Source organism: Aeromicrobium sp. 9AM, assembly GCF_902506105.1.
In the GTDB taxonomy this organism is placed as follows: domain Bacteria; phylum Actinomycetota; class Actinomycetes; order Propionibacteriales; family Nocardioidaceae; genus Aeromicrobium.
Genome location: NZ_LR733304.1, coordinates 1,429,643 through 1,455,480 on the forward strand (window position 1 = coordinate 1,429,643; position 25,838 = coordinate 1,455,480).

21 protein-coding genes are annotated in these 25,838 nt (G+C 68.9%); 5 read left to right on the top strand and 16 right to left on the bottom strand.

Going from position 1 to position 25,838, the window contains the following annotated elements:
• Window positions 1–11: 11 nt before the first annotated feature.
• The gene (gene dnaE, locus BOSE46_RS13250) at window positions 12–3,545 is read right to left on the bottom strand and encodes a DNA polymerase III subunit alpha (protein ID WP_159540684.1); all 3,534 of its coding nucleotides are present in this window, start codon (window positions 3,543–3,545) and stop codon (window positions 12–14) included.
• Between the two features lie 145 nt (window positions 3,546–3,690).
• Here dnaE and BOSE46_RS13255 point away from each other — a divergent pair, with 145 nt between their 5' ends.
• Window positions 3,691–4,086: an iron chaperone gene (locus BOSE46_RS13255; RefSeq protein WP_159540685.1), complete on the top strand. Its 396-nt coding sequence runs from the start codon at window positions 3,691–3,693 to the stop codon at window positions 4,084–4,086.
• 74 nt (window positions 4,087–4,160) lie between these two features.
• Window positions 4,161–5,174: a hypothetical protein gene (locus BOSE46_RS13260; protein WP_159540686.1), complete on the top strand. Its 1,014-nt coding sequence runs from the start codon at window positions 4,161–4,163 to the stop codon at window positions 5,172–5,174.
• A 12-nt stretch (window positions 5,175–5,186) separates the two neighbouring features.
• On the opposite strand, the gene BOSE46_RS13265 is transcribed toward BOSE46_RS13260, so the two are convergent.
• Genes BOSE46_RS13265 through BOSE46_RS13275 form a run of 3 tightly spaced genes read right to left on the bottom strand, consistent with a single transcriptional unit; the run spans window position 5,187 to window position 10,504 of the window.
• A complete protein-coding gene (locus tag BOSE46_RS13265) occupies window positions 5,187–7,931 on the bottom strand; it encodes a PQQ-binding-like beta-propeller repeat protein (protein WP_159540687.1) in 2,745 nt (914 codons plus the stop codon).
• A complete protein-coding gene (locus tag BOSE46_RS13270; RefSeq protein WP_159540688.1) occupies window positions 7,928–9,223 on the bottom strand; it encodes a hypothetical protein in 1,296 nt (431 codons plus the stop codon). The genes BOSE46_RS13265 and BOSE46_RS13270 overlap by 4 nt, the downstream gene beginning before the upstream one ends.
• A gap of 60 nt (window positions 9,224–9,283) precedes the next feature.
• Window positions 9,284–10,504: a pyridoxal phosphate-dependent aminotransferase gene (locus tag BOSE46_RS13275; protein ID WP_159540689.1), complete on the bottom strand. Its 1,221-nt coding sequence runs from the start codon at window positions 10,502–10,504 to the stop codon at window positions 9,284–9,286.
• Between the two features lie 146 nt (window positions 10,505–10,650).
• On the opposite strand from BOSE46_RS13275, the gene BOSE46_RS13280 reads away from it, so the two are divergent.
• Window positions 10,651–11,256, top strand: a complete 606-nt coding sequence (locus BOSE46_RS13280; RefSeq protein ID WP_236551748.1) for a TetR/AcrR family transcriptional regulator — start codon at window positions 10,651–10,653, stop codon at window positions 11,254–11,256.
• Window positions 11,257–11,293: 37 nt separating this feature from the next.
• A complete protein-coding gene (locus BOSE46_RS13285; RefSeq protein WP_159540690.1) occupies window positions 11,294–12,892 on the top strand; it encodes an MFS transporter in 1,599 nt (532 codons plus the stop codon).
• A gap of 69 nt (window positions 12,893–12,961) precedes the next feature.
• Here BOSE46_RS13285 and BOSE46_RS13290 read toward each other — a convergent pair whose 3' ends face one another.
• The 3 genes from BOSE46_RS13290 to BOSE46_RS13300 are packed head-to-tail and all read right to left on the bottom strand — an operon-like array spanning window position 12,962 to window position 14,813.
• Entirely contained in the window at window positions 12,962–13,900 is a 939-nt protein-coding gene (locus BOSE46_RS13290) for an RluA family pseudouridine synthase (RefSeq protein WP_159540691.1), read from the bottom strand.
• Entirely contained in the window at window positions 13,897–14,439 is a 543-nt protein-coding gene (gene lspA / locus BOSE46_RS13295; RefSeq protein ID WP_159540692.1) for a signal peptidase II, read from the bottom strand. The genes BOSE46_RS13290 and lspA overlap by 4 nt, the downstream gene beginning before the upstream one ends.
• Complete coding sequence (locus BOSE46_RS13300) at window positions 14,412–14,813, bottom strand: TraR/DksA family transcriptional regulator (RefSeq protein WP_159540693.1); 402 nt, start codon at window positions 14,811–14,813, stop codon at window positions 14,412–14,414. Before BOSE46_RS13300 ends, lspA begins: the two co-directional genes overlap by 28 nt.
• 82 nt (window positions 14,814–14,895) lie before the next feature.
• Between BOSE46_RS13300 and ileS the strand changes: the two genes are divergently transcribed.
• The gene (ileS, locus tag BOSE46_RS13305) at window positions 14,896–18,039 is read left to right on the top strand and encodes an isoleucine--tRNA ligase (RefSeq protein ID WP_159540694.1); all 3,144 of its coding nucleotides are present in this window, start codon (window positions 14,896–14,898) and stop codon (window positions 18,037–18,039) included.
• Between the two features lie 145 nt (window positions 18,040–18,184).
• On the opposite strand, the gene BOSE46_RS13310 is transcribed toward ileS, so the two are convergent.
• The 9 genes from BOSE46_RS13310 to murG form a co-directional block, all read right to left on the bottom strand.
• Window positions 18,185–18,979, bottom strand: a complete 795-nt coding sequence (locus BOSE46_RS13310) for a DivIVA domain-containing protein (RefSeq protein ID WP_159540695.1) — start codon at window positions 18,977–18,979, stop codon at window positions 18,185–18,187.
• Between the two features lie 130 nt (window positions 18,980–19,109).
• Complete coding sequence (locus BOSE46_RS13315) at window positions 19,110–19,403, bottom strand: YggT family protein (RefSeq protein ID WP_159540696.1); 294 nt, start codon at window positions 19,401–19,403, stop codon at window positions 19,110–19,112.
• Window positions 19,404–19,406: 3 nt separating this feature from the next.
• Entirely contained in the window at window positions 19,407–19,889 is a 483-nt protein-coding gene (locus tag BOSE46_RS13320; protein WP_159540697.1) for a cell division protein SepF, read from the bottom strand.
• A gap of 40 nt (window positions 19,890–19,929) precedes the next feature.
• Window positions 19,930–20,622, bottom strand: a complete 693-nt coding sequence (locus tag BOSE46_RS13325; RefSeq protein WP_159540698.1) for a YggS family pyridoxal phosphate-dependent enzyme — start codon at window positions 20,620–20,622, stop codon at window positions 19,930–19,932.
• Window positions 20,619–21,344 (bottom strand): polyphenol oxidase family protein, encoded by a 726-nt coding sequence (locus tag BOSE46_RS13330; protein ID WP_201299634.1) that lies wholly within the window; start codon window positions 21,342–21,344, stop codon window positions 20,619–20,621. Before BOSE46_RS13330 ends, BOSE46_RS13325 begins: the two co-directional genes overlap by 4 nt.
• Window positions 21,345–21,346: 2 nt before the next feature.
• The gene (gene ftsZ, locus BOSE46_RS13335; RefSeq protein WP_159540699.1) at window positions 21,347–22,513 is read right to left on the bottom strand and encodes a cell division protein FtsZ; all 1,167 of its coding nucleotides are present in this window, start codon (window positions 22,511–22,513) and stop codon (window positions 21,347–21,349) included.
• A gap of 126 nt (window positions 22,514–22,639) precedes the next feature.
• Window positions 22,640–23,371: a cell division protein FtsQ/DivIB gene (locus BOSE46_RS13340; RefSeq protein WP_159540700.1), complete on the bottom strand. Its 732-nt coding sequence runs from the start codon at window positions 23,369–23,371 to the stop codon at window positions 22,640–22,642.
• The gene (gene murC / locus BOSE46_RS13345; protein WP_159540701.1) at window positions 23,368–24,765 is read right to left on the bottom strand and encodes a UDP-N-acetylmuramate--L-alanine ligase; all 1,398 of its coding nucleotides are present in this window, start codon (window positions 24,763–24,765) and stop codon (window positions 23,368–23,370) included. The genes BOSE46_RS13340 and murC overlap by 4 nt, the downstream gene beginning before the upstream one ends.
• On the bottom strand, window positions 24,762–25,835 hold the full coding sequence (gene murG / locus BOSE46_RS13350; RefSeq protein WP_159540702.1) for an undecaprenyldiphospho-muramoylpentapeptide beta-N-acetylglucosaminyltransferase: 1,074 nt from the start codon (window positions 25,833–25,835) through the stop codon (window positions 24,762–24,764). Before murG ends, murC begins: the two co-directional genes overlap by 4 nt.
• Window positions 25,836–25,838: the final 3 nt, after the last annotated feature.

Sequence of the window (25,838 nt, forward strand, 5' to 3'; positions counted from 1 at the left end):
GATCAGCTTTCTCAGGAGAGGCAATGCGGGCCCAGCAGCTCTTTCAGGTCGGCGATCAACGAGGACGACTGTGCCACACGCAGGCTGTCGTCGAGTCGCATGACCTTGGTCGAGCCGTTGCCGATCAGGCGCAGGTGCACCTCGGAGACGCCCGGATGCGCCGCGAGCACCTGCTTGAAGGTGCCGATCGTGTCGGTCGTGCAGCGTGCCACCGGCAGACTGACGACGAGCGGCCGCTCGGGCCCGCCGGTGTTCATCGCCGGCAACGTCACCTCGAGCGCGTTGAGCTCGACGCCCTCGTCCTTGCGCCGGACGCGGCCCTTGACGACGACGATCGTGTCGGGGATCAGGACCGGCATCGCCAGCTGGTAGGCCCCGGGGAACACCATGACCTCGATGCCACCCTCGAGGTCCTCGATCGTGACGGACGCCCAGGAGTCGCCCTTCTTGCTCATGCGACGCTGCACGCCGGTGATGAGCCCGCAGATGCGCACGGTGCTGCCGTCGGGCAGCTCGGCGTTGGTCAGCAGCTCACCGACCGTGCAGTCGCTGCTGGCGCGGAGCACGTGCTCGAGGCCCTGCAGCGGGTGGTCGGAGACGTAGAGGCCGAGCATGTCGCGCTCGAACGCCAGCAGCTGGGTCTTCTCCCACTCCGGCATGGTGTCCGGCACCTCGATCGTGCCGCCCGTGAACGCGTCGTCGATGCCGCCGAACAGCGAGTCCTGCCCGATCGCGGCCTGCCGCTTGAGGTCGATGTAGAGGTCGACGCCCTCCTCGGCCACCGTCGTCAGGGCCCTTCTGCGGTGCCCGAGCGAGTCGAATGCGCCGGCCTTGATCAACGAGTCGAGGACGCGCTTGTTGCACACCAGCGTCGGCACCTTGTCGAGGAAGTCGTTGAAATCCTTGTAGGCGCCACTCGACGTGCGCCCCTCCACGATGCCCGCGACGACGTTCTCACCGATGTTGCGGATCGCACCGAGTCCGAAGCGGATGTCGGCACCCACGGACGCGAAGTTGGAGACCGACTCGTTGACGTCGGGCGGCAGCACCTTGATGCCCATGCGGCGGCACTCGTTGAGGTAGATCGCCGACTTGTCCTTGTCGCCGCGCGTGCTGGTCAGCAGCGCCGCCATGTACTCGGCCGGGTAGTTGGCCTTGAGGTAGGCCGTCCAGTAGGAGATGACGCCGTATGCCGCGGAGTGCGCCTTGTTGAAGGCGTAGTCGGAGAACGGCAGCAGGATGTCCCACAGCGTCGTGATCGCCTTCTGGGAGTAGCCGCGCTCGAGCATGCCGCCCTGGAATCCGGCGTACTGCTTGTCGAGCTCGGACTTCTTCTTCTTGCCCATCGCGCGCCGCAGGTTGTCGGCCTGTCCGAGGGAGAACCCCGCCAGGACCTGGGCGATCTCCATGACCTGCTCTTGGTAGACGATCAGGCCGTACGTCTCGCCGAGCACCTTGGCGAGCGGCTCCTCGAGCTCGGGGTGGATCGGGTCGATCGGCTCGCGACCGTTCTTGCGGCGGGCGTACTTGTTGTGCGAGTCAGCACCCATCGGCCCGGGCCGGTAGAGCGCGCCGACGGCCGAGATGTCCTCGAACTTGTCGGGCTTCATGCTGCGCAGCAGCGCGCGCATGGGGCCGCCGTCGAGCTGGAACACGCCCAGCGTGTCGCCGCGCGCCAGCAGGTCGTACGTCGCCGGGTCGTCGAACGTCAGCTCCTCGAGGACCAGGTCGACATCGCGGTTGCGCTTGATGTTCTCGAGCGCGTCGTCGAGCACCGTGAGGTTGCGCAGACCCAGGAAGTCCATCTTGACGAGCCCGAGCGCCTCGCACATCGGGTAGTCGAACTGCGTGATGATCGCGCCGTCCTGCTCGCGCTTCATGATCGGGACGATGTCGATCAACGGGTCGCTCGACATGATGACGCCGGCCGCGTGGACGCCCCACTGCCGCACCTGGCCCTCGAGCCCCAGTGCGGTCTGGTAGATCTTGCGGACGTCGGCGTCCTCGTCGTGCAACCGGCGGAAGTCGGCGCCGTCGCCGTAGCGCTTGTCGTTCTTGTCGAACAGGCCCTTGAGCGTGACGCCCTTGCCCATGATGTCGGGCGGCAGCGCCTTGGTGATGCGCTCGCCGTGCGTGAACGGGTAGTCCATGACGCGGGCGGCGTCCTTGATCGCGGCCTTGGACTTGAGCCGGCCGAACGTCGCGATCATCGCGACGCGCTCCTCGCCGTACTTGTTGCTGACGTAGCGGATGACCTCGCCGCGACGACGCTCGTCGAAGTCGATGTCGAAGTCGGGCATCGACGGGCGCTCGGGGTTGAGGAAGCGCTCGAAGATCAGGCCGTGGGTCAGGGGGCAGAGGTCGGTGATCCGCAACGCGTAGGCGGCGATCGAGCCGGCGCCTGATCCACGCCCGGGGCCGACCCGGATGCCGTTGTCCTTGGCCCAGTTGATGAAGTCGGCGACCACGAGGTAGTAGCCGCAGTAGCCCTTGTCGCGTACGACGTCGAGCTCCATCTCGGTGCGCGCGCGGACCTCGTCGGTGAGCTTGTCGCCGGGATAGCGGGACTCGACGCCCCGCCATACCTCCTTGACGAACCACGACTCCTCGGTCTCGCCGGCGGGGATGTCGGCCCGTGCCATGTAGCCGCCGTTGGACTCGGTGAACTCGACGTTGCACCGCTCGGCGATCAGCAGCGTGTTGTCACACGCCTCCTTGAGGTCGAAGCGGTCCTCCCAGAGGTCACGCATCTCCTTGGCCGACTTGATGTAGTAGCCGCCGCCGTCGAGCCGGAACCGCTTGGGGTCGCCGAGGGTCGTGCCGGTGCCGATGCACAGCAGCGCGTCGTGCGCCTCGGCGTCCTCGGGTGCGACGTAGTGCGAGTCGTTGGTCGCGATGACCGGCAGGTTGAGGTCGGCCTTGAGCTTGAGCAGGCCCTCGCGGACGCGGGCCTCGATCTCGAGCCCGTGCTCCATCAGCTCGAGGAAGAAGTTCTCCTTGCCGAAGATGTCCTGGAACTCGGCGGCCGAGGCGCGGGCCTTGGCGTAGTTGCCGATGCGCAGCCAGGTCTGGATCTCGCCGGAGGGGCAGCCCGTCGTCGCGATGATCCCCTTGCCGTAGCGCTGCAGCAGGTCACGGTCGGCACGCGGCTTGCGGTACTGCCCCTCGAGGCTCGCGTAGGAGCCGATGCGGAACAGGTTGTGCATGCCCTCGGTCGTCTCGGACAGCAGCGTCATGTGGGTGTAGGCACCGCGACCCGACACGTCGTCGTCGCCGCCCTTGTTCCACTGCACGGCCTTCTTCTCGGTGCGCGGGATGTCGGGCGTGAGGTAGGCCTCCATGCCGATGATCGGCTTGACGCCGTGCGCCTTGCCCTTGGCCCAGAAGTCGTAGGCGCCGTGCAGGTTGCCGTGATCGGTCATCGCGATGGCCGGCATCTGGAGCTCCGCCGTGCGTTCGAACAGCGGGTCGAGGAGGGCGTGGCCGTCGAGCATCGAGTACTCCGTGTGCACGTGCAGGTGCACGAATGGCGAGTCGCTCGACATCGAAAAATGGCCTCCTCGGCGCGATCGTGGGGGAAGGGCTTCAGCCTAGTCGAGGGGCCTGACGCTCTGGACCAACATCAGCCGTGTCGACCCGTCGCCCCGCTGGAAATTGTCCTTTGCGAGCAAAGTCGACTACACCTGAGTGGTGACTGACGAGAAGCAGAAGTTCACCACGGTCGGCGAGTACCTCGAGGCGGCGACGTACGACGTCGAGCCACGGCTGACCGAGATGCGGGAGATCATCCGCACCGCTCTGCCGAACGCCGAGGAGACGATCAGCTACAACATCCCGGCCTACAAGCAGGACGGCGTCGTCGTGATCCAGTTCGCCGGCTTCACCCACCACACGTCGCTCTCGTTCTTCCCGACCGCGGCCACGTTCGCGCACTTCACCGAGGAGCTCGCGGCGTACCGGACCAGCAAGTCGGCGATCCAGTTCCCGCTCGACGAGCCCCTGCCGGCCGAGCTGGTCGGCGCCATCGCAAGGTTCCGCGGAGACGAGGCGGCGGCCTACGCCGCGCGCAAGAAGTCCGGGCACTGACCGGCGCGCGACTGGCGAAGACCCGCTGCGGTCAGTCATAATCGGGCAGCACTCGTCGGACTTCAGGGGGAATCATGACGCTGCACGCCGAGTTCGTGGCCGGACCGATCGGACCCGACACGATCCGCATCCCGGGTCAGCCCGCCCAGCTCCGCAGCGCGGTGCAGGGACTCCGCGGCCTCTGCCGCCAGGTCGACCAGGCCAGCGACCAGCTCAAGCAGGCCAATCCCCCGGACGGCGAGCGCGGACGCATCGTCCTCGCGCTCTCCCACGCGGCACAACGCACCGGACGTACGCTCGACGCCGACTCGCAGCAGCTCGAGGCACTGGCCGACGCGATCGACCACGCCGCCGACGTGCTGACGCACTCTCAGGACGGCGTCGACGACCTCAGCCGCAGGTGGCGGCAGGCCCGCGACGCGTTCCGCGACGCCTTGCACGGCCACAAGAACGCGCCGGCCAACGTCGAGGCGCTCATCCACCACATCGACTCCGACGCGGCGGGTGCCCACCTGACCCAGTTCAAGCGGCAGGCCGGCGTCACGTTCGCCGACGGGTCCGGCGGCGCGCACGCCCAGGCGATGCTGCTCGAGGACGGCAGCGCCGTCGAGCAGGCCATCACGGCGTACCGGCACACGGTCCGCGGGCTGGTCGACGAGTACGCCGAGCTGGTCCAGAAGGCCAAGACGGCCGACAACCAGGTCGACGAGAAGCTCCCGCGGCACACCAACGCGGCCTTCGAGGAGGCGGAGAGCCACGACGACAGCTCAGCCCAGCACACGATCTCCGGGCCGGCGGCGGTGCGGGCGGTCGGCGACGCGATCCACGAAGGCGCCCGTACGCTCGACCAGGCCGAGCACCGGCTCGAGGACATCCGGCTCGCGATCCGGGCCGGCCGGATGCTGCCGGACGACGAGCGGGTCGGCAGCAACGACGGCTTCAAGCGTGACTGGACCGACCACTTCGACCAGGTGCGGCACATGCTCAACGCGGCACGCCGGGCCGGCGACCTTGCCGCCGACCGGCTGCGCGATGCCGACGACCACGGTGCAGCAGACGTACGTCAGGCTCTCCGCGCCGCCGACTGATCCTCGGCCGGCTCAGCCCTTGGGCTTCGCCAGCCCGAACAGGCCGACGTCGTAGCGCTGCTGCGGTGGCACCTTGCGCCCGGACTGGCGGAACACGTAGTCCCAGGAGTAGTCGCTGTGCACCAGCGCGACACCGCCCTTGAACGGGACGGCATCGGGAGATGCCTGGAGGCCGTTGCGCGACTTCACCGGGATGTTCCAACGGCCGGAGATCGTGCCGCTCGCTGCCTTCACCGTCATCACCTCGACCGAGATGCCGTTGCTCAGCGTGACCAGGATCGTCTTGCCTCCGTCGGTCAAGTCGTAGCGCTGGTCCACGGACGAGGCACCGCGGTCACGCTCCATCGAGTCCATGATCGACGAGGTGTCGACGGCCCAGCGGACCTTCTTGTCCGCCAGCGAGTAGCGCATGATCCCGGACTCCTGCGGCACGACGACGTCACCGTCGTCGAAGCCGACCGTCGCGTACGCGCTGGCGATGCCGCCGGTCAGCGAGAACCGCCGCAGGTCGTCGGTCCGGAAGTCCCGTTTGACCGGGCCTGTGCGGGCAGCGACCCGCCCGGTCTCGGGGTCGAGCTGCACGAGTGCGTGCTGGACCTTCGCCTCGTACGCCGAGGTGTCGCCGAAGCTCGTGGAGAGCCACAGCCCGTTGCCGTGCCACGAGTCGATCCAGTTCCTCCTGTCGACCTTGCCGAACGCCTTCTTGCCGGTGGTCGACCAGACCGGGTCGAACGACGGCAGCCGATAGGCGTCGATCGCCCAGTCGCGGCCGTCCCTGAGGGACGAGGTGCTGATGAGGAGCGACGGGTCCTCGGGTGTCCGCTCCAGCGACCACACGGGGTGCGCCAGCCTGGCGTGCTCGACGAGTGCGCCGTCCTTGATGCGGCTGACCCTGGCGTCACCGGTGATGACATAGACGACCGCCTCGTGAACCACGATGCGCGACACCGAGCGAGCCTTGGCCGGCACCGTGATCCGGCTCAGCACCTCGCCGTCGGAGGCGCGTACGCGCAGCAGTGTGTCGCATGAAGCACCCTTGGCGCCGCCGCGATAGGCGACCGTGAAGGTCTTGACCGCCTTGTCAGGCTCGGGGGCGGCGCAGATGCGCGCCGCGGTGTCGTCGTCGGCTGCGAGCGTCCACTTCTGGTCGCCGGATGCGGTGTCGAAGCCGGTCAAGGTGTTGCCGGCGTACGCGACGAGAAGCGAACCGGTGCTGAACGCTCCCGCACGGCGGTCCTCCTTCGCCGTCTCGGGCGTCTTGACGCCTCCGAGGGCCTTCGCCTGGGTGTCGACCGGACCGACGGTGGGCACCGCCGCCGAGCCCGAGTTGTCCGGCTTGGGGAAGGTGAAGACACCGATGTCGAAGCGGTCGCCCTTGGGTGGCTTCAGGTCCTTGTAGTCGGCGAAGGTGAAGTCCCACGCCTCGAAGTTGCGGGTCAGCACGATGCCCCCGTCGAACAGCGTCATTCCGGGGTTGACCTGGAAGCCGTTGCGATACTCCTTCGGCACGGGCCACCGCGCCACCAGCCTGCCCGTCTTGACGTCGACCGCGACGATCTCGACCGACGTGTCGTTGCTGACCGAGGCGACGAGGTAGCCGTCGGCCGTGACGCCTTGAGGAAGCACCGTGGTCAGCGGGAACTCCTCGTCGGAGTCCAGCTGGATCTGCCTCAGGTCGAGGTCCCACGCGACCTTCCCGGTCTTGAGCGAGTAGCGCGTCAGGCCGTTGACCTGCGCGAAGATCGTGTCGCCGCCGGGCATGCCGAGCGCCTGGTCGCTCTGGTTGGCCGCGCTGGCGAGGTCGAACTCCCCCTTGGCCGCCTTTCCACCAGAATTTCTCGCGGCATCGGTCCGGCCGAGCACCTCGCCGTTGGCCGGATCGACCTGGGCCATCAGCACCTTGTCGGAGGTCTCCTGCTCCAGCCATGCCGAGCTGCCCGGGATCACCGAGACCCCACAGTCGCCACTCGTCTCCGGGAACAGCGCCTTGGCGTCCTGCGTCCAGAGCGGCTTGAACGACGGGAGCGCATAGCCATCGACCCGGCAGCGGCTGCGATCGCTGGCCCGGGAGCCGACGAGCACGTCGCCCTTGGGGGTCGGCGACAGCTCGTAGTAGGAGTCGGCCTCGAGCCGGGTGACTGGCTGCGGCTCGCCCTCGGCCATCTTCCAGACGACGCCGTGCATGTCGACCAGGTAGTCGCGGCCCTTGACCGTGAAGAGGTGGTTGATCGTGCCCCCGGCGCTGTCACCCTCGTACTGGACGAGCTCGTTGAGCTTGTCGGACTTCTTCGTGACCTTGCCGTCGGAGACCCGGATCGTCGCGAGCTTGGGACAGTAGCTGCCCTCCCCGTACGCGACCGTGAACGTCTTGACCGCCCGATCGGGCTCGGAGACGAAGCACACCGTGCCGCCCCCGAGGTCGAGCGTCGCCGTCCACAGCTTGTCACCCGACGTGAGGTCGTAGCCGGAGATGTCGTCGACCGAGTAGCCGACGACCTTGCGGCCGCTGATGAACGCGCCGGACCTGCGCTCGACCTGGGCGGTGTCGAGCGATCCGGTCAGCTCCTCGAGGTCGTCCGAAGCGGCAAGCAGCACCTTGGGTTCCAGCGCGGGACCGATCGCCGGGCCGCGCGCAGACGGGGCCTTCGCCGGCAGCGGCAGGGACGGCTGGTCCTCGGCCTTCTTGTCATCTCCCCCGCCGGTGCACCCGGTCAGCGCGAGCGCGACGGCGACGGCGACGACGGCGAGCCGCCTCATGCGCCGAGCCACTTCCGGGTCGCGGCCAGCAGGTCCTTCTCGCTGCGGCCGAGCTTCTTGGCTCCCGCCTTGCGGGTCTCGCCCCCGTAGAACGCGTCGGCGGTCTCGAACACGGCGTCGCGGCCCTTCTCCTGGTCGAGGTACTCGTAGACGGCGCCGGCGCACATGTAGTAGTCGTACTCCCGCGAGGTCTTGTGGAACTCGTCGTAGCCCTTGAGCGCGACGGACTCGAAGCTTCGGAACGCCGCCTTGATCCGCGCGCCCTCACGCGCCATGAGGCCCGAGGGACTCTCGCCCCAGGTCGCCAGGCCCTCGATCGCCCAGATCGGGGCGCCACCTCCGCCACGCCACTGCTCTGCGAGGACGTGGACGGCCTCGTGGCACGCGACGTCCTCGAAGTCCGGCCGGCTGAACGATCCCTGGTGAAGTCCCACGCGTCCCGTGGCCAGCGGCAGGCCCTTGTTGCCGGCGACCTCCTTCTGACCGCGCGCGAGTTCCTTGGGATCGAGGAACGGGTGGTAGTAGGCGTGCGCGTCGGCATCGCCGACGGCGACCCCGCCCCACAGCTTGCCGTCGACCGCCGGCCACGTCAGGGCGTAGAAGATCTTGTCGACACCCTTGGGGTTGGGCATGACCTGGAGCGCCCGCTTGGCCCCGGCCTCGATGCGCGAGGCGTACGCCTTGGCGCGCTTGGCGTCCTTGATGCGGAACACGATGTTGGCGTGCTTGGTCTCGATCGCGTCGATCTCGGCGACGTCCCAGATCGAGGGGTCGAAGAACGCATCCACCTCACCCACATGGGTCAGCTCCAGCGGCGCCTTGGTCGACTTCTTGCGGTAGTCGGCACGCATGCTCTCCACGACCTGCTGCCCGTCGCACCCCTTGATGGTGTGGGCGAAGACCAGGTCGCCGCTGTACTCGACGAGGCCGCCGGCTGAGTTGCGCGTACGCCCGCCCGGCAGGCCGATGTACCACTCGCCCTCGACGAACCCGAGGCGGTTGAAGTTGTCGAGGCGGCGGCGCCAGCGCTTCTCGAAATCGCCGCGAGCGAAGTCCTCGCTGTCGACAACCTGCATCAACTGCTTGATGTCGCCGGACCTGACCGCCGCGTTGAGCCGGCCGGTGAGCTCCTTGAGGTCGGCCTCGGTGACGACGTTGCCGGTCCTGGGCCTGACGATGTTGGGACCCTTGGACGACGGCTTCGGCTTCTCGAGATCCCCACCACCGCTGCAGCCTGCGAGCAGCAGCCCTGCCGAGCCCAGCAACAAGGTGCGCCGGTCCACGTTCTCCATAGATCCCCCGATCGTCGAGCCGCCAGCGTAGTGACGCCGTGGGGAACCTGCGGGCCCGGCTCAGCCCTGTCGGTAGCTGCTGAGGAAGTTGCCGAGCCGCTGGATCGCGTCCGAGAGGTCGCGGGCCCACGGCAACGTCACGATACGCAGGTGGTCGGGGTCCGGCCAGTTGAAGCCGGTTCCCTGGGTCAGGAGGATCTTCTCCTGCAGCAACAGGTCGAGCACGAGCTGCTGGTCGTCCTTGATCGGGTGGACCTCGGGGTCGAGCTTCGGGAAGGCGTACAACGCCCCCTTGGGCGTGACGACGCTGACCCCGGGGATCTTGCGCAGCTCGTTGACCGCCGTGTCACGCTGCTCCAGCAGCCGCCCACCGGGCAGGATGAGCTCCTTGATCGACTGGTAGCCGCCGAGCGCGACCTGGATCGCGTTCTGCGCAGGCACGTTGGGGCACAGTCGCATCGAGGCGAGCAGCGTGATGCCCTCGAGGTAGTCGCCGGCCCGCTCCAGAGGACCCGTGACGACAAGCCAGCCGGCCCGGTAGCCGCACACCCGGTACGCCTTGGAGAGCCCGTTGAACGTCAGCGTCAGGACGTCCGGTGCGACACTCGCCAGCGGGATGTGGACCGCGTCGTCGTAGAGGATCTTGTCGTAGATCTCGTCGGCCATCAGGACCAGGTCGTGCTTGCGGGCGAGGTCGGCGATCGCGTCGAGGGTCTCGCGCGAGTAGACCGCGCCGGTGGGGTTGTTGGGGTTGATCACGACGATGACCCTGGTGCGGTCGGTGATCTTGGACTCGAGGTCCGCGAGGTCGGGGTTCCAGTCGTTGTCTTCGTCGCAGCGGTAGTGCACCGGCACGCCGCCGGCGAGGTTGGTCACCGCGGTCCACAGCGGGTAGTCCGGCACCGGCACGAGCACCTCGTCGCCGTTGTCGAGCAGCGCCTGCAGTGCCATCTGGATCAGCTCGGAGACGCCGTTGCCGATCCAGACGTCGTCGATGTCGATCGTCGGAAAGCCCTCTTGCAGCTGGTAGTGGTGCACGACGGCACGCCGTGCCGACTGGATGCCGCGTGAGTCGGAGTAGCCGGCCGAGCTCGGCAGCGCCGCGATGACGTCCTGCAGGATCTCCGCCGGGGCGTCGAAGCCGAACGGCTGCGGGTTGCCGATGTTGAGCTTCATGATCCGGTGGCCCTCGGCCTCCAGGGCGGCGGCTCGTGACGCGACGGGTCCACGGATGTCGTAGAGGACATCCCTCAGCTTCTCGGACTGGCGCACGATGCTCATGGAGTCATTGTCCACGACTCCCCTGCCCGCCCGGGCAGGCACCGGCATGGTGACACGTGGCACGGTGCCGGAACTTGCGCCTGAGGAGGGACCTGCCGTACGTTCTTGAAACGAAACCGTACCGTTTCATCCGTTCAGGAGAGCCCGTGTCCCCAGCAGCCCGGCAGGAGTCCGCCGGCACCATGACGCGCCCGCGTGTCGAGGGTGGGCGCGAGCAGGAGATCTTCGACGCCACCCTCCACGTGCTGGCCGAGGTCGGGTACGACCGCCTGACGCTTGACGCGGTCGCCGCCGAGGCGAAGGCCTCCAAGGCGACGCTCTATCGCCGCTGGAACGGCAAGGCCCAGCTGGTCATCGACGCCCTGATCTCCCACATGGGCGAGCCCGTCACCGCCGACACGGGCACCTTGCGCGGGGACCTGATCGCCACCTACTGCGGGATGGGCGGGGTGACCGACCGTCAGCAGATGGCACTGGTCGGGAGCCTCATCACCGCCGTCAGCCGAGATCCGGAGTTCGCGGAGGTCTACCGCCGCGATGTCGTGGCCCCCAAGATCGCCGTGAACGATGCGATCTTCGAGCGAGCCAAGGCACGCGGCGAGATCGCCGCCGACGTCGACCTCGCGCTGGTCAGCCCGTGCCTGCCCGGCATCGTCCTGCACCGCCTGTTCTTCCTCGGTGAGACACCCACCGAGGACCTGATCACCAGGGTCATCGACCAGGTCATCATGCCGGCCGTCACCAGCGGCTGAGCGCGTTCGCCACCACCACCCACACCGAAGGAATCCCATGACCGACGTCGAATCGCTCGATCCTGCGGAGCCGAGCTCTCCAGAAGTCGCCGCTCCCCCTCACGCCGGGCTCGCCCTGGTGCTGATCCTCATGGCTCAGCTCATGGTCGTGCTCGACGGCACGATCGCCAACATCGCCCTGCCCTACATCGGGGCCGACCTGGACATCTCGCAGGCCAACCTGACCTGGATCGTCACGGGTTACGCACTGGCGTTCGGCGGCCTGCTCCTCCTCGGCGGACGCCTCGGTGATCTCTACGGCCGCCGCCTGCTCTTCATGAGCGGCCTGACGCTCTTCGCGGTCGCCTCCCTTTTGGGCGGGCTCGCCCAGAACGAGGGCCTGCTGCTCGGCTCGCGCGCTCTGCAGGGCGTCGGCGCGGCCATGGCTGCCCCCGCTGCCCTCGCGCTGATCACCACGACCTTCCCGGCGGGTCCGCAGCGCAACCGCGCGATGGCGGCGTACGCGACGATGTCCGGCATCGGTGCGGCCATCGGGCTGATCCTCGGTGGCTGGCTGACCGGCCTCGATCAGCCGTTGGGCGTTGACGGCTGGCGCCTCACGTTCCTCATCAACGTCCCGATCGGCCTGCTGGCCGCGCTTGCCGCTCCGCGCGTCCTCCGGGAGTCCGAGAAGCACACCGGCTGGCTCGACATCCCGGGCGCCGTCACCGGAACCCTTGGCCTGCTCGGGATCGTCTTCGGACTGTCGCGTGCCGGCGAGCAGGCGTACGGCTGGGACCACGTCCAGACCATCGCGTCCCTCGCCGTCGGCATCATCCTGCTGGTCAGCTTCGTGTTCATCGAGTCGCGGGTCGAGCACCCGCTGCTGCCGACGCGCATCTTCGCCAACCGCACGCGGGCGACCAGCTTCGTCGCGATGATGATCGCGCCGGCGGCGATGTTCGCCATGTTCTTCTACCTGAGCCTGTTCATCCAGCAGGTCATGGGCTACTCGTCGCTCAAGGCGGGCTTCGCCTTCCTGCCGTTCTCGTTCGGCATCGTGATCGGCGCGGGCCTGGTCTCGAACCTCGTCAGCCGGGTGGCTCCGCGATTCCTCGCCGGAGTCGGCACGTTGCTGGCCGCGGTGAGCCTGTTCATGTTCTCGCGGATCCCGATCGACGACTCACCGGCCGGAGCGCTCGCGTCCGCCGCGCGTGGTTCGGCCGATGTCTCATACTGGGGCCACATCTTCCCGTACGTGCTCGTGATGGCGATCGGCATGGGCATGGTGTTCGTGCCCCTCACGCTGACCGCCGTGCACCACGTGCAGGCCGAGGACTCAGGCATCGGCTCCGGCGTGCTCAACACGATGCAGCAGGTGGGCGGCGCGCTCGGGCTCGCCGTGCTCAGCACCGTCGCGCTGCACTTCTCCGGCAACTCGCTCGACCAGGCCTCGGGGCCCATCTCGAAGGCCGCGACCGATCCGGGCCTCGTCGAGCGCGCCCTGTTCTTCGTCTCCTTCCACGACGGTGCGACGCACGCCTTCCTGGTCGCGACGGGACTCATGCTGGCCGCCTCGGCGATCATCTGGGTGTTCCTCGACGTCAAGCACACGGAGCTGGCGACCGACGGCCCTGAGGGCGTCCACGTCGGCTGACCCTGCAGGTTCCGCCACGCATGACGACGGCCCGGCTCGTGGATCGAGCCGGGCCGTCGTGCGTCTGGTTCAGTCGAGGTCGCGTACGACTGCCAGCGCCTCGTTGAGGTCGTCCGGGTAGTCCGAGTCGAACTCGACGTAGTCCCCCGTGCGCGGGTGGATGAAGCCGAGCTTCTTGGCGTGCAGCCACTGGCGGTCGAGGCCGACCTTCTTGGCAAGGGTCGGGTCGGCGCCGTACATCAGGTCGCCGACGCACGGGTGGTGCAGCGCGCTCATGTGGACCCGGATCTGATGCGTGCGGCCGGTCTCGAGCTTGATCGTCAGCAGGCTGGCGTAGCGGTGCGCCTCGAGCGTGTCGTAGTGCGTGACGCTCTCGCGGCCGCCGTCCTTGACCGTGAACTTGAAGTCGTGCTTGGGGTGCCGGGCGATCGGCGCGTCGATCGTGCCCATGTGCGGATCGGGGTGGCCCTGCACGAGCGCGTGGTAAGTCTTGTCGACCGTACGGTCGCGGAACGCCTGCTTGAGCACGGTGTAGGCGTGCTCGGACTTGGCAACGGCCATCAGCCCGCTCGTGCCGACGTCGAGGCGGTGCACGATGCCGCGTCGCTCGGGCGCGCCCGAGGTCGAGATGCGTATGCCGGCGCCGGCGAGGTGGTCGAGCACTGTGGGCCCGTACCAGCCGACGCTGGGGTGCGCGGCGACACCGACGGGCTTGTCGACCACGACGAAGTCGTCGTCCTGGAACACCAGGCGCATGCCCTCGACCTCGGCCGCCACGACCGCGATCTGGCGCGGGGCCGGGATCGACGCCTCGAGGATCGAGCCGGGCGTCACCCGGTCGGACTTGGCCGGCGCAGCACCGTCCAGCGTGACGTGACCGTCAGCCACGAGCTCGCTGGCTCGTGTGCGCGACAGGCCCAGCAGCCTGGCGAGTGCGCTGTCGACGCGCTCGCCGGCGAGGCCCTCGGGGACCTGGATGACCTTGTGCTCGAGACCTTCGGCGGTCATGACTTCACCTGCCGGGTCCCGTCGAGGCCGACGCCACGCCACGTGCGCCAGACGATGACGACAGCCGCCACCGTCAGAGCGATGTCGGCGACGTTGCCGACGAACACCCCGTAGTCGATGAAGTCGACGACATGCCCCTTGAGCGGAGCCGGCTCGCGGAAGAGCCGGTCGCACAGGTTGCCGACCGCACCGGCGAGCAGCAGGCCGAGCCCGACGGCCCACCAGCGATCGCGCAGCCGGGTGGCCATGCGTACGACAGCGACGGACACGGCGATCGCGACGACCGTCAGCACGACGGTGAATCCGGCACCCGTGCCGAGCGCCGCTCCGCCGTTGCGCAGGAACGACAGGGACAGCACGTGCGGGATGAGCTCGATCGACTCACGGCCCTGCAGCTTCTCGACCGCCAGCGCCTTGGTGACCTGGTCCACGACGAGCGTCAGGGCAGCGATCACCGAGAACAGTCGTACGTATGTGTGTGTGGCGGTCGGGCCGTGGTCGTCGCCAGGGCTCAGCGACGCTCCTCGCGCTGCTTGCATGTCATGCACAGTGTCGCACGGGGGAACGCCATCAAACGATTCTTGCCGATCGGCTCCCCGCAGATCTCGCACTGGCCGTAGCTGCCCTTCTCGAGTCGGTCGAGTGCCTTCTCGGTCTGCAGGAGCAGCTCACGCTGGTTGGCGGCAAGGGACATCTCGGCGTCGCGCTCGAGGCCCTTGGAGCCCACGTCGGCCTGGTCGTTGCCCGCGCCGTCGACGCCGTCGCGCAGCAGGTCCTGCAGCTCACGGGCCGACTGGTCAAGCTCCCCGCGCAGGCGCACGAGGTCGGCTTCGAGCTCGGCGCGCACGGCCTTGGTCTCGGCGGCGGTCCAGGGCTTCTCGTCGGCTCGAACGGCGAGCTTGGTGTTTGGCATGCACGAAGATTAGACCCCTCGTGGGGCAAAGCCAACTCGCACCGCCGCAGTGTCGCCGCTGGTCACCCGTAGAATTGAAGGTGTGACCCAGCACGCGTCCTATCGCCCCGTCCCCGCCCACGTCGATCTTCCGGTGCTGGAGCGCGACATCCTCCAGCTGTGGGCCGATCAGGGCACCTTCGCCGCGAGCCTCGACACCCCCGCCGACGCGCCGCGCTGGACGTTCTACGAGGGCCCGCCGACGGCCAACGGCACGCCCGGCACGCACCACGTCGAGGCGCGTGTCTTCAAGGACATCTTCCCGCGGTTCAAGACCATGCAGGGCTATCACGTCGACCGCAAGGCCGGCTGGGACTGCCACGGCCTGCCGGTCGAGATCGCGGTCGAGAAGGAGCTGGGCTTCAACGGCAAGCCCGACATCGAGCGCTACGGCATCGCCGAGTTCAACGCCAAGTGCCGCGAGGCCGTGGTCCGCAACGTCGACCTCTTCGAGGAGATGACGGACCGCATGGGCTACTGGGTCGACCTGGCCAACCCCTATCGCACGATGGAGTCGTCGTACGTCGAGAGCGTCTGGTGGGCACTGTCGACGATCTTCGACAAGGGCCTGCTGACCGAGGACTTCCGGGTCGCGCCCTACTGCCCACGCTGCGGCACGACGCTGTCGGACCACGAGCTCGCGCAGGGCTACGAGACCATCACCGACCCGTCGGTCTACGTACGCTTCCCGTTGACGTCCGGACCGCTCGCCGGCCGGGCCTCGATGCTGGTGTGGACCACGACGCCGTGGACCCTCGTCTCCAACACCGCGGTCGCGGTCAACCCCGAGGTCACCTACGTCACGGCGACCAACGGCGAGGAGACGCTCGTCGTCGCCGAGCCGCTGCTGGCCAAGGCACTCGGCGAGGGCTGGACGCCCACGGGTGAGTCGTTCAGCGGCAAGGACATGGAGCGCTGGACGTACCAGCGGCCGTTCGACCTCGTCCCCTTCCCCGCGCCTGCGCACTTCGTGGTGCTCGGCGACTACGTCACGACCGAGGACGGCACCGGCCTGGTGCACCAGTCCCCCGCCTTCGGCGCCGACGACATGGCGGTCTGCAAGGCGTACGACCTGCCGGTCGTCAACCCGATCACGCCCGACGGCCACTTCGAGGCCGACGTGCCGCTGGTCGGTGGACAGTTCTTCAAGACCGCCGACCGGGTGCTGGCCGACGATCTCGCCGCGCGCGGCCTGATGTTCAACGAGCTGGCCTACGAGCACTCCTACCCGCACTGCTGGCGCTGCCACACACCGCTGATGTACTACGCCCTCCCGGCCTGGTACATCCGCACGACGGCGGTCAAGGACAAGCTGCTCGCCGAGAACGCCGGCACCAACTGGTTCCCCGAGACCATCAAGAACGGCCGCTACGGCGACTGGCTGACCAACAACATCGACTGGTCGCTGTCGCGGAGCCGCTTCTGGGGCACTCCCCTGCCGATCTGGCGCAACGACGAGGACCCCAGCAAGCTCGTGTGCGTCGACTCGCTGCGTGAGCTGTCGGAGCTGACCGGCCGCGACCTGTCCGACCTCGACCCGCACCGGCCCTACATCGACGAGGTGACGTTCGAGATCGAGGGCCAGTCCGGCACGTACCGGCGGGTGCCCGACGTCATCGACGCGTGGTTCGACTCCGGCTCGATGCCGTTCGCGCAGTGGGGCTACCCGCACGTCGAGGGCTCCAAGGAGAAGTTCGAGCAGGCCTATCCCGCGCAGTACATCTGCGAGGCCATCGACCAGACCCGCGGCTGGTTCTACTCGCTCATGGCGGTCGGCACGCTGGTGTTCGACCAGAGCTCGTACGAGAACGTCGTGTGCCTCGGCCACATCCTTGCCGAGGACGGCAAGAAGATGAGCAAGCACCTCGGCAACATCCTGCTGCCGATGCCGCTCATGGACGAGCACGGCGCCGACGCGCTGCGCTGGTTCATGGCGTGCTCCGGCTCTCCGTGGTCGCCACGACGCATCGGCCACACGGCGCTGTCCGAGATCGTCCGCAAGGTCCTGCTGACGTACTGGAACACCACGGCCTTCCACGTCCTCTACGCCGGGACGGAGGGCTGGACGCCGGCCGAGGGCGAGGTGCCGCCCGTCGCCGAGCGCGAGGTGCTCGACCAGTGGCTGCTGTCCGAGCTGCACACGCTGACCCGCGACGTCACCGCCTCGCTCGAGACGTTCGACACGCAGACCGCCGGCGCCCGCATCGCCACGTTCGTCGACGACATGTCCAACTGGTACGTCCGCCGGTCGCGTCGCCGCTTCTGGCGCGGCGACACCGCGGCGTTCGCGACCCTGCACGAGACCCTCGACGTGCTGACGCGCCTCATGGCGCCGCTGACACCGTTCATCACCGAGCGGGTCTGGCAGGACGTCATCGTGCCGGTGACGCCCGGCGCTGCGCAGTCGGTGCACCTCGCCGACTGGCCTGTCGCCGACGAGTCGCTCATCGTCGACGGCCTCAGCGCCCGGGTCAACCTCTCGCGCCGCGTGACCGAGCTCGGCCGGGCGGCTCGCGCCGAGGCCAAGGTGCGTACGCGCCAGCCGTTGCGGCGTGCCCTTGTGGCCTCCGGCGCGTGGCAGCAGCTCGGCGAGGACCTGCGCGGCCAGGTCTGCGAGGAGCTCAACGTCGGCACGCTGGAGTCGCTGGCCGACGCGGGCGGCGATCTCGTCGACCACTCGGCCAAGGGCAACTTCCGCAACCTCGGCAAGCGATTCGGCAAGCAGACGCCCCAGGTGGCTGCCGCGATCGCCGCTGCCGATGCCGCTGCGCTCGCCGCATCGCTCACCGCGACCGGCACCGCGACGGTCGAGCTCGACGGCTCTCCCGTCGAGGTCGGCCCGGACGACGTCATCATCTCCGAGCGCCCGCGTGAAGGCTGGTCGGTCGTCAACGACCAGGGCGAGACCGTCGCGCTCGACCTGGAGCTCGACGACGAGCTCCGCCTTGCCGGCTTCGCCCGAGAGGCGATCCGGGTCATCCAGGAGGCGCGCAAGTCCTCCGGCCTGGAGATCAGCGACCGCATCACGCTGTCGTGGTCGGCGACCGGCCAGATGGCCGACGCGTTGCGGACGCACGAAGGGCTGATCGCCGATGAGGTGCTGGCGACGTCGATCAGCGAGGACGGGGCCGCCGCCGGCTTCGCCGACGACGAGCTGGGGATCACGTTCTCGCTCGCCAAGGCCTGAGGCGCGCGGGCTCCGCCCGCCCAGCGACTCCGTCGCTGCCACGCTCCGCGTGGGCGCCCGCCTCGCTGCGCTCGGCCTATGGTTGGGAAGATGACGAAGGGCCCGTCACCTCGCGGTGACGGGCCCTTCGTGTGTCAGCTGGAGCTCAGAAGCTCTCGTCGTCGCCCAGCAGGGACCGGAGACGGCGGGGACCCGCCTCTGCCGGAGCCTGGACAGGCTGCGAGCTGTTGGTGCTCTCGTTGGCCGCGAGCTGGTCGAGCTGGCTCTGGAAGTAGTTCTTGAGCCGAGCCCGGTACTCACGCTCGTACGCCCGCAGGTGCTCGACCTCGCGCTGGATCTCGTAGCGATCCCGCTCGATGGTCGCGACGGCCTGCTGGCGGCGCTCGTTGGTCTCGTCGTCGAGCTTCTGCGCGCGGATGCGGGCGTCGGTCTCGAGTCGGTCAGCCTTGCCACGTGCCTCGTTGACGAGTCGCTCGGCCTTGGCGCGAGCCTCACCCACGATGCGGTCAGCCTCTTCCTTGGCCGCTTCCATGAGCTGGTCGGCGTTGGAGGACGCGATCTCCAGCAGGCGAGCAGCCGCGGACGACGCGTCGCCCATCGACGGCGCGCTGCGGGTCGGCTCCGGCGCGGCGACAGGTGCCTGCGGGATCGGCTCGGGCGCCGGCGGCGGAGGCGTGTACTGCTGCACAGGCTCCTGGACGGCGGGGGTCGGCGCAGCGGGGGCCGGGGTCGCCGGCTGGACTGCGGGGATGAGACCGGTCGGTTCGCCGGTTGATGCGGCGGCTACCTTGGCGCGAAGTTCTTCGTTCTCGACCGTGAGTCGCTCGAGCTCGGCCTCGACCTCGTCGAGAAACTGATCCACTTCGCCCATGTCATAGCCTTCGCGAAGACGGACAGGCGTAAAACGCTTGTTACGCACGTCCTCTGGCGTCAATGGCATGAGTACACCTCGGGGTTGGGGTTAGTCCTGGGGACTCTGAGCCTCCACCGTACTCTGCCGACGTTCACTTCCTCCACAGGAGTCCCAAACTCAGCGGGTCGCGGAGAGGACTCTTGGGAACCTTTCAGAGTCAGCTGAAGAAGACGGCCTGAACGACCGCGCGCAGGATGAAGATCGCGATCAGCAGGATCATCGGAGACAGGTCGAGCATCACGGCGCCGAGCCGCAGAGGCGGGATCACGCGCCGCACGGCACGCAGCGGCGGGTCCGTGATCGAGTAGAGACCCTCGCAGAACACCAACACGAGGCCGCGGGGTCGCCAGCTCCGCGCCAGCATCTGCACCCAGTCCAGGACGAACCGGGCGATCAGCAAGATGATGGCAAGGAGCAGGATCAGGTCAAGAATGCCGCCAACCAGCTCCATGCGTCAGCTCTGGTTGAAGAAGCCGCCGGCAGCGATGCGCTGCTTGTCCTCGTCCGTCACCGAGATGTTCTCGGGCGACAGGAGGAAGACCTTGGCGGTGACACGGTTGATCGAGCCGTGGACGGCGAACACGAGCCCGGCGGCGAAGTCGACGAGGCGCTTGGCGTCGTCGTCGTCGATCTCCGACAGGTTCATGATGACCGGCACGCCGGAGCGGTAGTGCTCACCGACCGTGCGGGCGTCGTTGTAGGTGCGCGGGGTCACCGTCTCGATGCGCGCGAGGTCGGAGGCGTTGGACGCCCGACGCTCCGGGCGACGCTCGGTGCGACGGTGGTCGTCGATGCTCGCGACCGGCGCCGGGCGCACGACAGCAGGCTGCCGGCTCACGGGTGCGGGGTCGTCGATGTCATCCTCGAACTCGTCGTCGAAGTCAGCTTGTTCCACGAGGCCGAGATACTCGCCGACCTTCCGCATTGCGCCAGCCATGAGAACTCCGTGTGTGCGATCGGAAATGACATTACTGAGATTACCCCGCAGGTGGACGCTCACCGAGCACCGAGCGCCCGATGCGCAGGTGTGTCGCGCCGGCAGAGATGGCGGCCTCGAAGTCGCCGCTCATCCCCGCGGAGATGATCGTGGCCTCTGGGTGATCCTTGCGGAGGTCGCCGGCGAGCCCTACGAGGTGGTCGAAGTGCGGTGCCGGGTCCTCGCCGAGCGGGGCGACCGTCATGAGACCGCCGAGGGTCAGGTGATCGGACGCGGCGATTGCGGCGGCCAGCTCCGGTATGCCCGAGGGCACGACACCCGAGCGCCCGGGGTCGGTCGCGTCGAAATCGACCTGGATGAGGCAGGGCAGCGTACGCCCGGCCGCCTCGGCGCCTCGGGACAGCGAGTTGGCGAGCTTGACCCGGTCGACGCTGTGGACCATGTCGGCGTAGCGCGCGACGGCGCCGGCCTTGTTGGTCTGCAGCCCGCCGAGGAAGTGCCAGCGGACAGCCGCCTCGACCTCGTCGGCCTTGTCACCGGCTTCGGGGTGGCGGTTCTCCCCCACGTCCTGGACCCCGAGCTCGGCCAGCAGCTCGACGTCGGAGGCGGGATAGGTCTTGGTGACCACGATGAGGGTGATGTCGGACCGGTCACGGCCAGCGGCCCGGCAGGCATCGGCGATGCGCTGCTCGGTCGCCGAGAGACCATCGCGCAGCTCGTCGAGTCGGTTCATGGAGTGATCATCGCAACAGCGCCGAAGCGGCCCGAGTCCTGCCCCTGACGACGGTAGGAGAAGAAGCGCTCGTCCTCGATCGTGCACTCGTGCTCGCCGAGGTCCGTGACGGGTATGCCGAGCGCGCGCAGCTGCGCCACGACACCCGCGCCGACGTCGATCGCCGGGGTGCCCCACGACGTCGTGGACCGGGCCTGCGGGACGACCGCTGCGACAGCATCGGCCATTGCCTCGGGCAGCTCGTAGCACCGGCCGCAGGCGCGTGGGCCGACCCATGCCTCGAGCGACTCGGTGCCGCGCTCACGGATCGCCGCGACGGCAGCCGGCACGACGCCCTTGACGAGCCCCTCGCGACCGCAGTGGACGACTCCGGCGGCCACAGGCTCGTCGAGGCCCACCAGCACGACCGGCGTGCAGTCCGCGACGCGGACGAGGACACCGACCCCAGGCTGGTCCGTCAGGAGCGCGTCGGCGACCGGGATCTCGCCCTCACCGATGTCACCGGCCCATGCAACGTCCGCAGCGTGCACCTGGGTCATCCGCACCAGACGGTCGACGCCCAGCTCGTCGGCCAGGGCAGCGAGATTGCGCTCGACCGTCTCGGGGGCGTCACCGTTCGACGTACCGAGATTGAGTGACCCCCAGGGGCCGTCGCTGAAGCCACCCTCACGGTCGGTGAAGGCCAGCTCGACCCGCCCGATGGTCTCCCGCTGCAGGAACAAGCTCAGCGAAGGAAGTCGGGCACGTCGAGGTCGTCGCCGTAGTCGGTGGGGACCGGGTCCGGCGGGACCGTCACGTTGCCGGCGCCGTCCTCAGGGACCTTGGGTCCGTCGAGGTAGGGATCGGGGTCGAGGAAGCTCTGCGCGGTCGGCGGTGCCGTGACGTCGGCCGGCTCGGGCTTGGTCTCCTTGAGCAGTGCCGGCTTGGTCGCATCGCGCAGCATCGGCTCGCCACCGTCGAAGCCGGCGGCGATGACCGTGACCCGCACCTCGTCACCGAGGGCGTCGTCGATCACGGCGCCGAAGATGATGTTGGCGTCGGGGTGCACGGCGTCGGCCACCAGGCCGGCGGCCTCGTTGATCTCGAACAGGCCGAGGTCTGAACCTCCGGCGATCGACAGCAGCACGCCACGCGCGCCTTCGATCGAGGCTTCGAGCAGCGGACTGGACACCGCGCTCTCGGCGGCGACCGCGGCACGGTGCTCACCGCGGGCCGAGCCGATGCCCATCAGGGCCGAGCCGGCGTCTGACATGACCGACTTGACGTCGGCGAAGTCGAGGTTGATCAGGCCCGGCGTCGTGATGAGGTCGGTGATGCCCGAGACGCCCTGGTGCAGGACCTGGTCGGCCTGGCGGAACGAGTCGAGCAGGCTCACGTTGGGATCGCTGATCGACAGCAGCCGGTCGTTGGGGATGACGATCAGGGTGTCGACCTCGTCGCGCAGCGCCTGGATGCCGGCATCGGCCTGGCCCGAGCGGTTGCGACCCTCGAACTTGAACGGCCGGGTGACGACACCGATCGTCAGCGCGCCGAGCGAGCGGGCGATGCGGGCCACGACCGGGGCGCCGCCCGTGCCGGTGCCGCCGCCTTCGCCGGCGGTGACGAAGACCATGTCGGCGCCCTTGATGGCTGCCTCGATCTCCTCGGCGTGGTCTTCTGCAGCGCGCTTGCCGATCTCGGGGTTGGCGCCGGCGCCGAGCCCGCGCGTCGAGTCGCGGCCCACGTCGAGCTTGACGTCCGCGTCGCTCATCAGCAGTGCCTGGGCGTCGGTGTTGATCGCGATGAACTCGACTCCCTTGAGCCCCACCTCGATCATGCGGTTGACGGCGTTGACGCCGCCACCGCCGATGCCGACGACCTTGATCACGGCGAGGTAGTTCTGTACCGCCATCGTGTGTCCCTTCCGGGGATTCGAAGAACTCTAACCCTGAGGTGGAGGTTTATAGTTATGTCAACCTGTGACTCATGTGAAACGGTACGCGCGCCGACCCAGCACGCCGGGACGACACGCCGGGTTCTAGCCCGTCGTCGTGGGTTGATCCGGCGCGCTGACGTCGTAGCGCTTCGCGTCGATCCGCAGGAGGGCGCGCAGCACGGTCAGCTTGTGGCTCGCGTCGCCCCTGCTCCCCCACAGGACCGTGCGGCCCTTGGTCAGGTTGAGCTCGATCGAGTCCTTGGTCGCGGCGCTGACCGCCTGCACCTGCTTGCGCAACGCGCGGTCGTCGTCCTCGATCAGCTGCACGACCGCGGCAACCGCCTCGAGGGTCTGCTGCCGACGCCGGGGATCCGTCGCCGTGACCTCGGCCTTGAGCAGTCCCGTGGGCGCCTTGTCGTACGTACGGAAGTCGATCCCGTACCGGTCGAGCCCGCGGATCACCCCGGCGTCGGTCAGCCAGGCGACCGGCGTCCGCTCGACCACCGTGATGCGCACCGCGTGGAACCACGACCGCGAGACGGTGACGCTCTGGATGCGCTCCATCGACGCGACCCGCGCCTCGATGGCGGAGAGGTCGACGCGCGCCAAGGGCTGCCCGATGCGGACGTCCGCAACCTGCCGCACCTGCGACTCGCGCAACGTGGTCTCGCCGTCGACCGCCACCCGGCGAACCGCCAGGACGCTCGAGAACATCACGATCCACACCAGCGCGCCGACGACGATCAGCGCCAGCACCGCCACGACCACTCGCCGCAGCCGTCGCCGCCGTTCGTACGCCGCTCGCTCCGCGAACCTGTCGTCCAGCTCCGTCATGCGCCCAGTGCCGACAGGACGGCGGGGCCGACGGTGGTGATGTCACCGGCGCCGAGCGTCAGGAACAGGTCACCGGGCCGCAGCTCCGGCACGACGAGGTCCGCAAGTCCTTGAACCGGCCCGGCAAGCGACGACTCGGTGCCGCGGATCGCGTCGACGATCAGCGCCGACGTGACAGCGGGGTCGGGGTCCTCGCGGGCGAGGTAGATGTCGGCGACGAACACCCGGTCGGCGTTCGACAGCGCCTCCCCCATCTCCGCGCCGTACAGGCGCGTGCGGCTCACGAGGTGCGGTTGATAGGCGACCACGAGCCGGTCGCCGGCCGCGATCGAGCGGGCCGCGGCGAGATCGGCGCGGATCTCGGTCGGGTGGTGCGCATAGGAGTCGTAGACCCGCACTCCACCGGCTGTGCCCAGGAGCTGCATGCGTCGGCTGGCGCCGGTGTATGCCGTCAGGCCGGCCGCGAGCAGGTCGACGTTCTGGCCGAGCAGCAACCCGGCGCCGAGAGCCAGCAACGCGTCCTGGGCGTAGTGCGCGCCGGGCACGGCAAGGCGTACGGGACCCAGGTCGACACCGTGCAGGGACGCCGCGAACGTCGACGACGAGCCCTCGACGACGAGGTCGCGGCCGCGCAGGTCGGCATCGTCGGCAAACCCGGCCAGCAAGACCTCGAGTCCGCGCTGTCGGGCAGGGACGACGAGAGCTCGCGCACCCGGATCGTCGGCGTTGAGGACCAGGAACCCGCCGACGGATGCGACGAACTCGTCGAACGCCGCGGCGTAGGCCTCGACCGTGCCGTAGTTGTCGAGGTGGTCGGCGTCGACGTTGGTGACGATCGCACCCTCGGGCGAGTAGTGCAGGAAGGCGCCGTCGCTCTCGTCGGCCTCCGCGACGAACAGGTCGCTGCGGCCGAGTCGCGCGTTGGCACCGAGACTCGCGACCTCGGCGCCGATCGCGAACGTCGGCTCCGCGCCGGCGGCGATCAACGCACAGGTCAGCATGCCCGTCGTGGTCGTCTTGCCGTGCGTGCCGGCGACGGCGACTGTACGGCGGCCCTCCATCAGCGAGCGCATGCCGGCAGACCTCGGCCACAGGCGGAGTCCGCGGCGCTGCGCCTCGACGATCTCGGGGTTGTCCTCGCGTACGGCGGTCGAGGCGATGACGGTGTCGACCCCCTCGAGGTGCGCGGCGTCGTGACCGACGAAGCACTCGATGCCCTCGGAGCGCAGCGCGTCGACCACCGCGGACTCGTTGGCGTCGCTGCCGCTGACCCGGATGCCCTGCTGAGCCATCAGGCGGGCGATAGCGGAGAGCCCGGCGCCGCCGACCCCGATGAAGTGGACCGCACCAAGATCCTGGGCTGCGGGGATCGTGTCGGGTACGGGGATCCTCACGGCTGTGCCGCCGTCTGGACCATCGCGGCGAGCTTCTCGTCGGCATCGCGCGGCACGATGCCGGACGCTGCAGCCGACATCGCGGCCAGCCGACCGGGGTGCGAGACCAGCGGGATCACGACGTTGTCGATCCATGCCGGGGTCAGCGCGGCGTCGTCGATCAACAGCGCACCCCCGGCCTGCACGACGGGGTGCGCGTTGTGGGCCTGCTCGCCGTTGCCGATCGGCAGTGGCACGAATGCGGCCGGCAGTCCGACGGCGGCGACCTCGGTCACGGTGTTGGCGCCGGCCCGGCAGACGATCAGGTCAGCCGCGGCGTAGGCGAGGTCCATGCGGTCAATGAACGGCAGCACGACGTACGGCGGGTCGCCCGGCCGCGGGTCGACCGTCACCTCGTCGGGGCGTCCCGCGGCGTGCAGCACCTGGACGCCGGCATCGGCGAGGTCGCGGGCTGCCGCCGAGATCGTCTGGTTGATGCGCCGGGCGCCCTGCGAGCCACCGGTGACCAGCAGCGTCGGGCGTTCGAGGTCGAGACCGAAGTGGGCCCGACCCTCAGCACGTACGGCGGCTCGGTCGAGGCTGGAGATCTCGCGGCGGATCGGCAGGCCGATGTAGCGGGCGTGCGGCAGGTCCGTGTCGGGGAAGCTCGTCGCGACGTGCTCGGTGAACCGCGCACCCATCTTGTTGGCGATGCCGGGGATCGCGTTGCCCTCGTGCACGACCAGCGGGATGTGCCGTCTGCGGGCGATGAGATAGGCCGGGACCGACACGTAGCCGCCGAACCCGACGATGACATCAGGGCGTACGCGGTCGATGACCTCGCCGGTCGCCTTGACCGCAGCACGCAGCTTGCCGGGGACCTGGACCATCGCCTTGCCGGGCTTGCGGGGCAGCGGGACCGGCGGCACGAGCTCGAGCGGATAGCCCGCCTGCGGGATCAGGGTCACCTCGAGGCCACGTGGGGTCCCGAGACAGGTGATGTCGACGCCGGCCTCGCTCAGGACCGCAGCGGTGGCCAGCAGCGGCGACGTATGACCGGCGGTCCCTCCGCCGGCAAGCAACGCACGCACTGT

What these genes read in the sequence shown, in the direction of transcription:
- BOSE46_RS13325 (WP_159540698.1), bottom strand. Translation starts at nt 20,622, where the DNA reads ATGAACCGACTCGACGAGCTGCGCGATGGTCTCTCGGCGACCGAGCAG.
- BOSE46_RS13320 (WP_159540697.1), bottom strand. Translation starts at nt 19,889, where the DNA reads ATGGCTGGCGCAATGCGGAAGGTCGGCGAGTATCTCGGCCTCGTGGAA.
- BOSE46_RS13265 (WP_159540687.1), bottom strand. Translation starts at nt 7,931, where the DNA reads ATGAGGCGGCTCGCCGTCGTCGCCGTCGCCGTCGCGCTCGCGCTGACC.
- BOSE46_RS13300 (WP_159540693.1), bottom strand. Translation starts at nt 14,813, where the DNA reads ATGCCAAACACCAAGCTCGCCGTTCGAGCCGACGAGAAGCCCTGGACC.
- BOSE46_RS13275 (WP_159540689.1), bottom strand. Translation starts at nt 10,504, where the DNA reads ATGAGCATCGTGCGCCAGTCCGAGAAGCTGAGGGATGTCCTCTACGAC.
- ftsZ (WP_159540699.1), bottom strand. Translation starts at nt 22,513, where the DNA reads ATGGCGGTACAGAACTACCTCGCCGTGATCAAGGTCGTCGGCATCGGC.
- lspA (WP_159540692.1), bottom strand. Translation starts at nt 14,439, where the DNA reads ATGCAAGCAGCGCGAGGAGCGTCGCTGAGCCCTGGCGACGACCACGGC.
- BOSE46_RS13340 (WP_159540700.1), bottom strand. Translation starts at nt 23,371, where the DNA reads ATGACGGAGCTGGACGACAGGTTCGCGGAGCGAGCGGCGTACGAACGG.
- BOSE46_RS13260 (WP_159540686.1), top strand. Translation starts at nt 4,161, where the DNA reads ATGACGCTGCACGCCGAGTTCGTGGCCGGACCGATCGGACCCGACACG.
- BOSE46_RS13315 (WP_159540696.1), bottom strand. Translation starts at nt 19,403, where the DNA reads ATGGAGCTGGTTGGCGGCATTCTTGACCTGATCCTGCTCCTTGCCATC.
- BOSE46_RS13310 (WP_159540695.1), bottom strand. Translation starts at nt 18,979, where the DNA reads ATGCCATTGACGCCAGAGGACGTGCGTAACAAGCGTTTTACGCCTGTC.
- dnaE (WP_159540684.1), bottom strand. Translation starts at nt 3,545, where the DNA reads ATGTCGAGCGACTCGCCATTCGTGCACCTGCACGTGCACACGGAGTAC.
- BOSE46_RS13290 (WP_159540691.1), bottom strand. Translation starts at nt 13,900, where the DNA reads ATGACCGCCGAAGGTCTCGAGCACAAGGTCATCCAGGTCCCCGAGGGC.
- BOSE46_RS13285 (WP_159540690.1), top strand. Translation starts at nt 11,294, where the DNA reads ATGACCGACGTCGAATCGCTCGATCCTGCGGAGCCGAGCTCTCCAGAA.
- BOSE46_RS13270 (WP_159540688.1), bottom strand. Translation starts at nt 9,223, where the DNA reads ATGGAGAACGTGGACCGGCGCACCTTGTTGCTGGGCTCGGCAGGGCTG.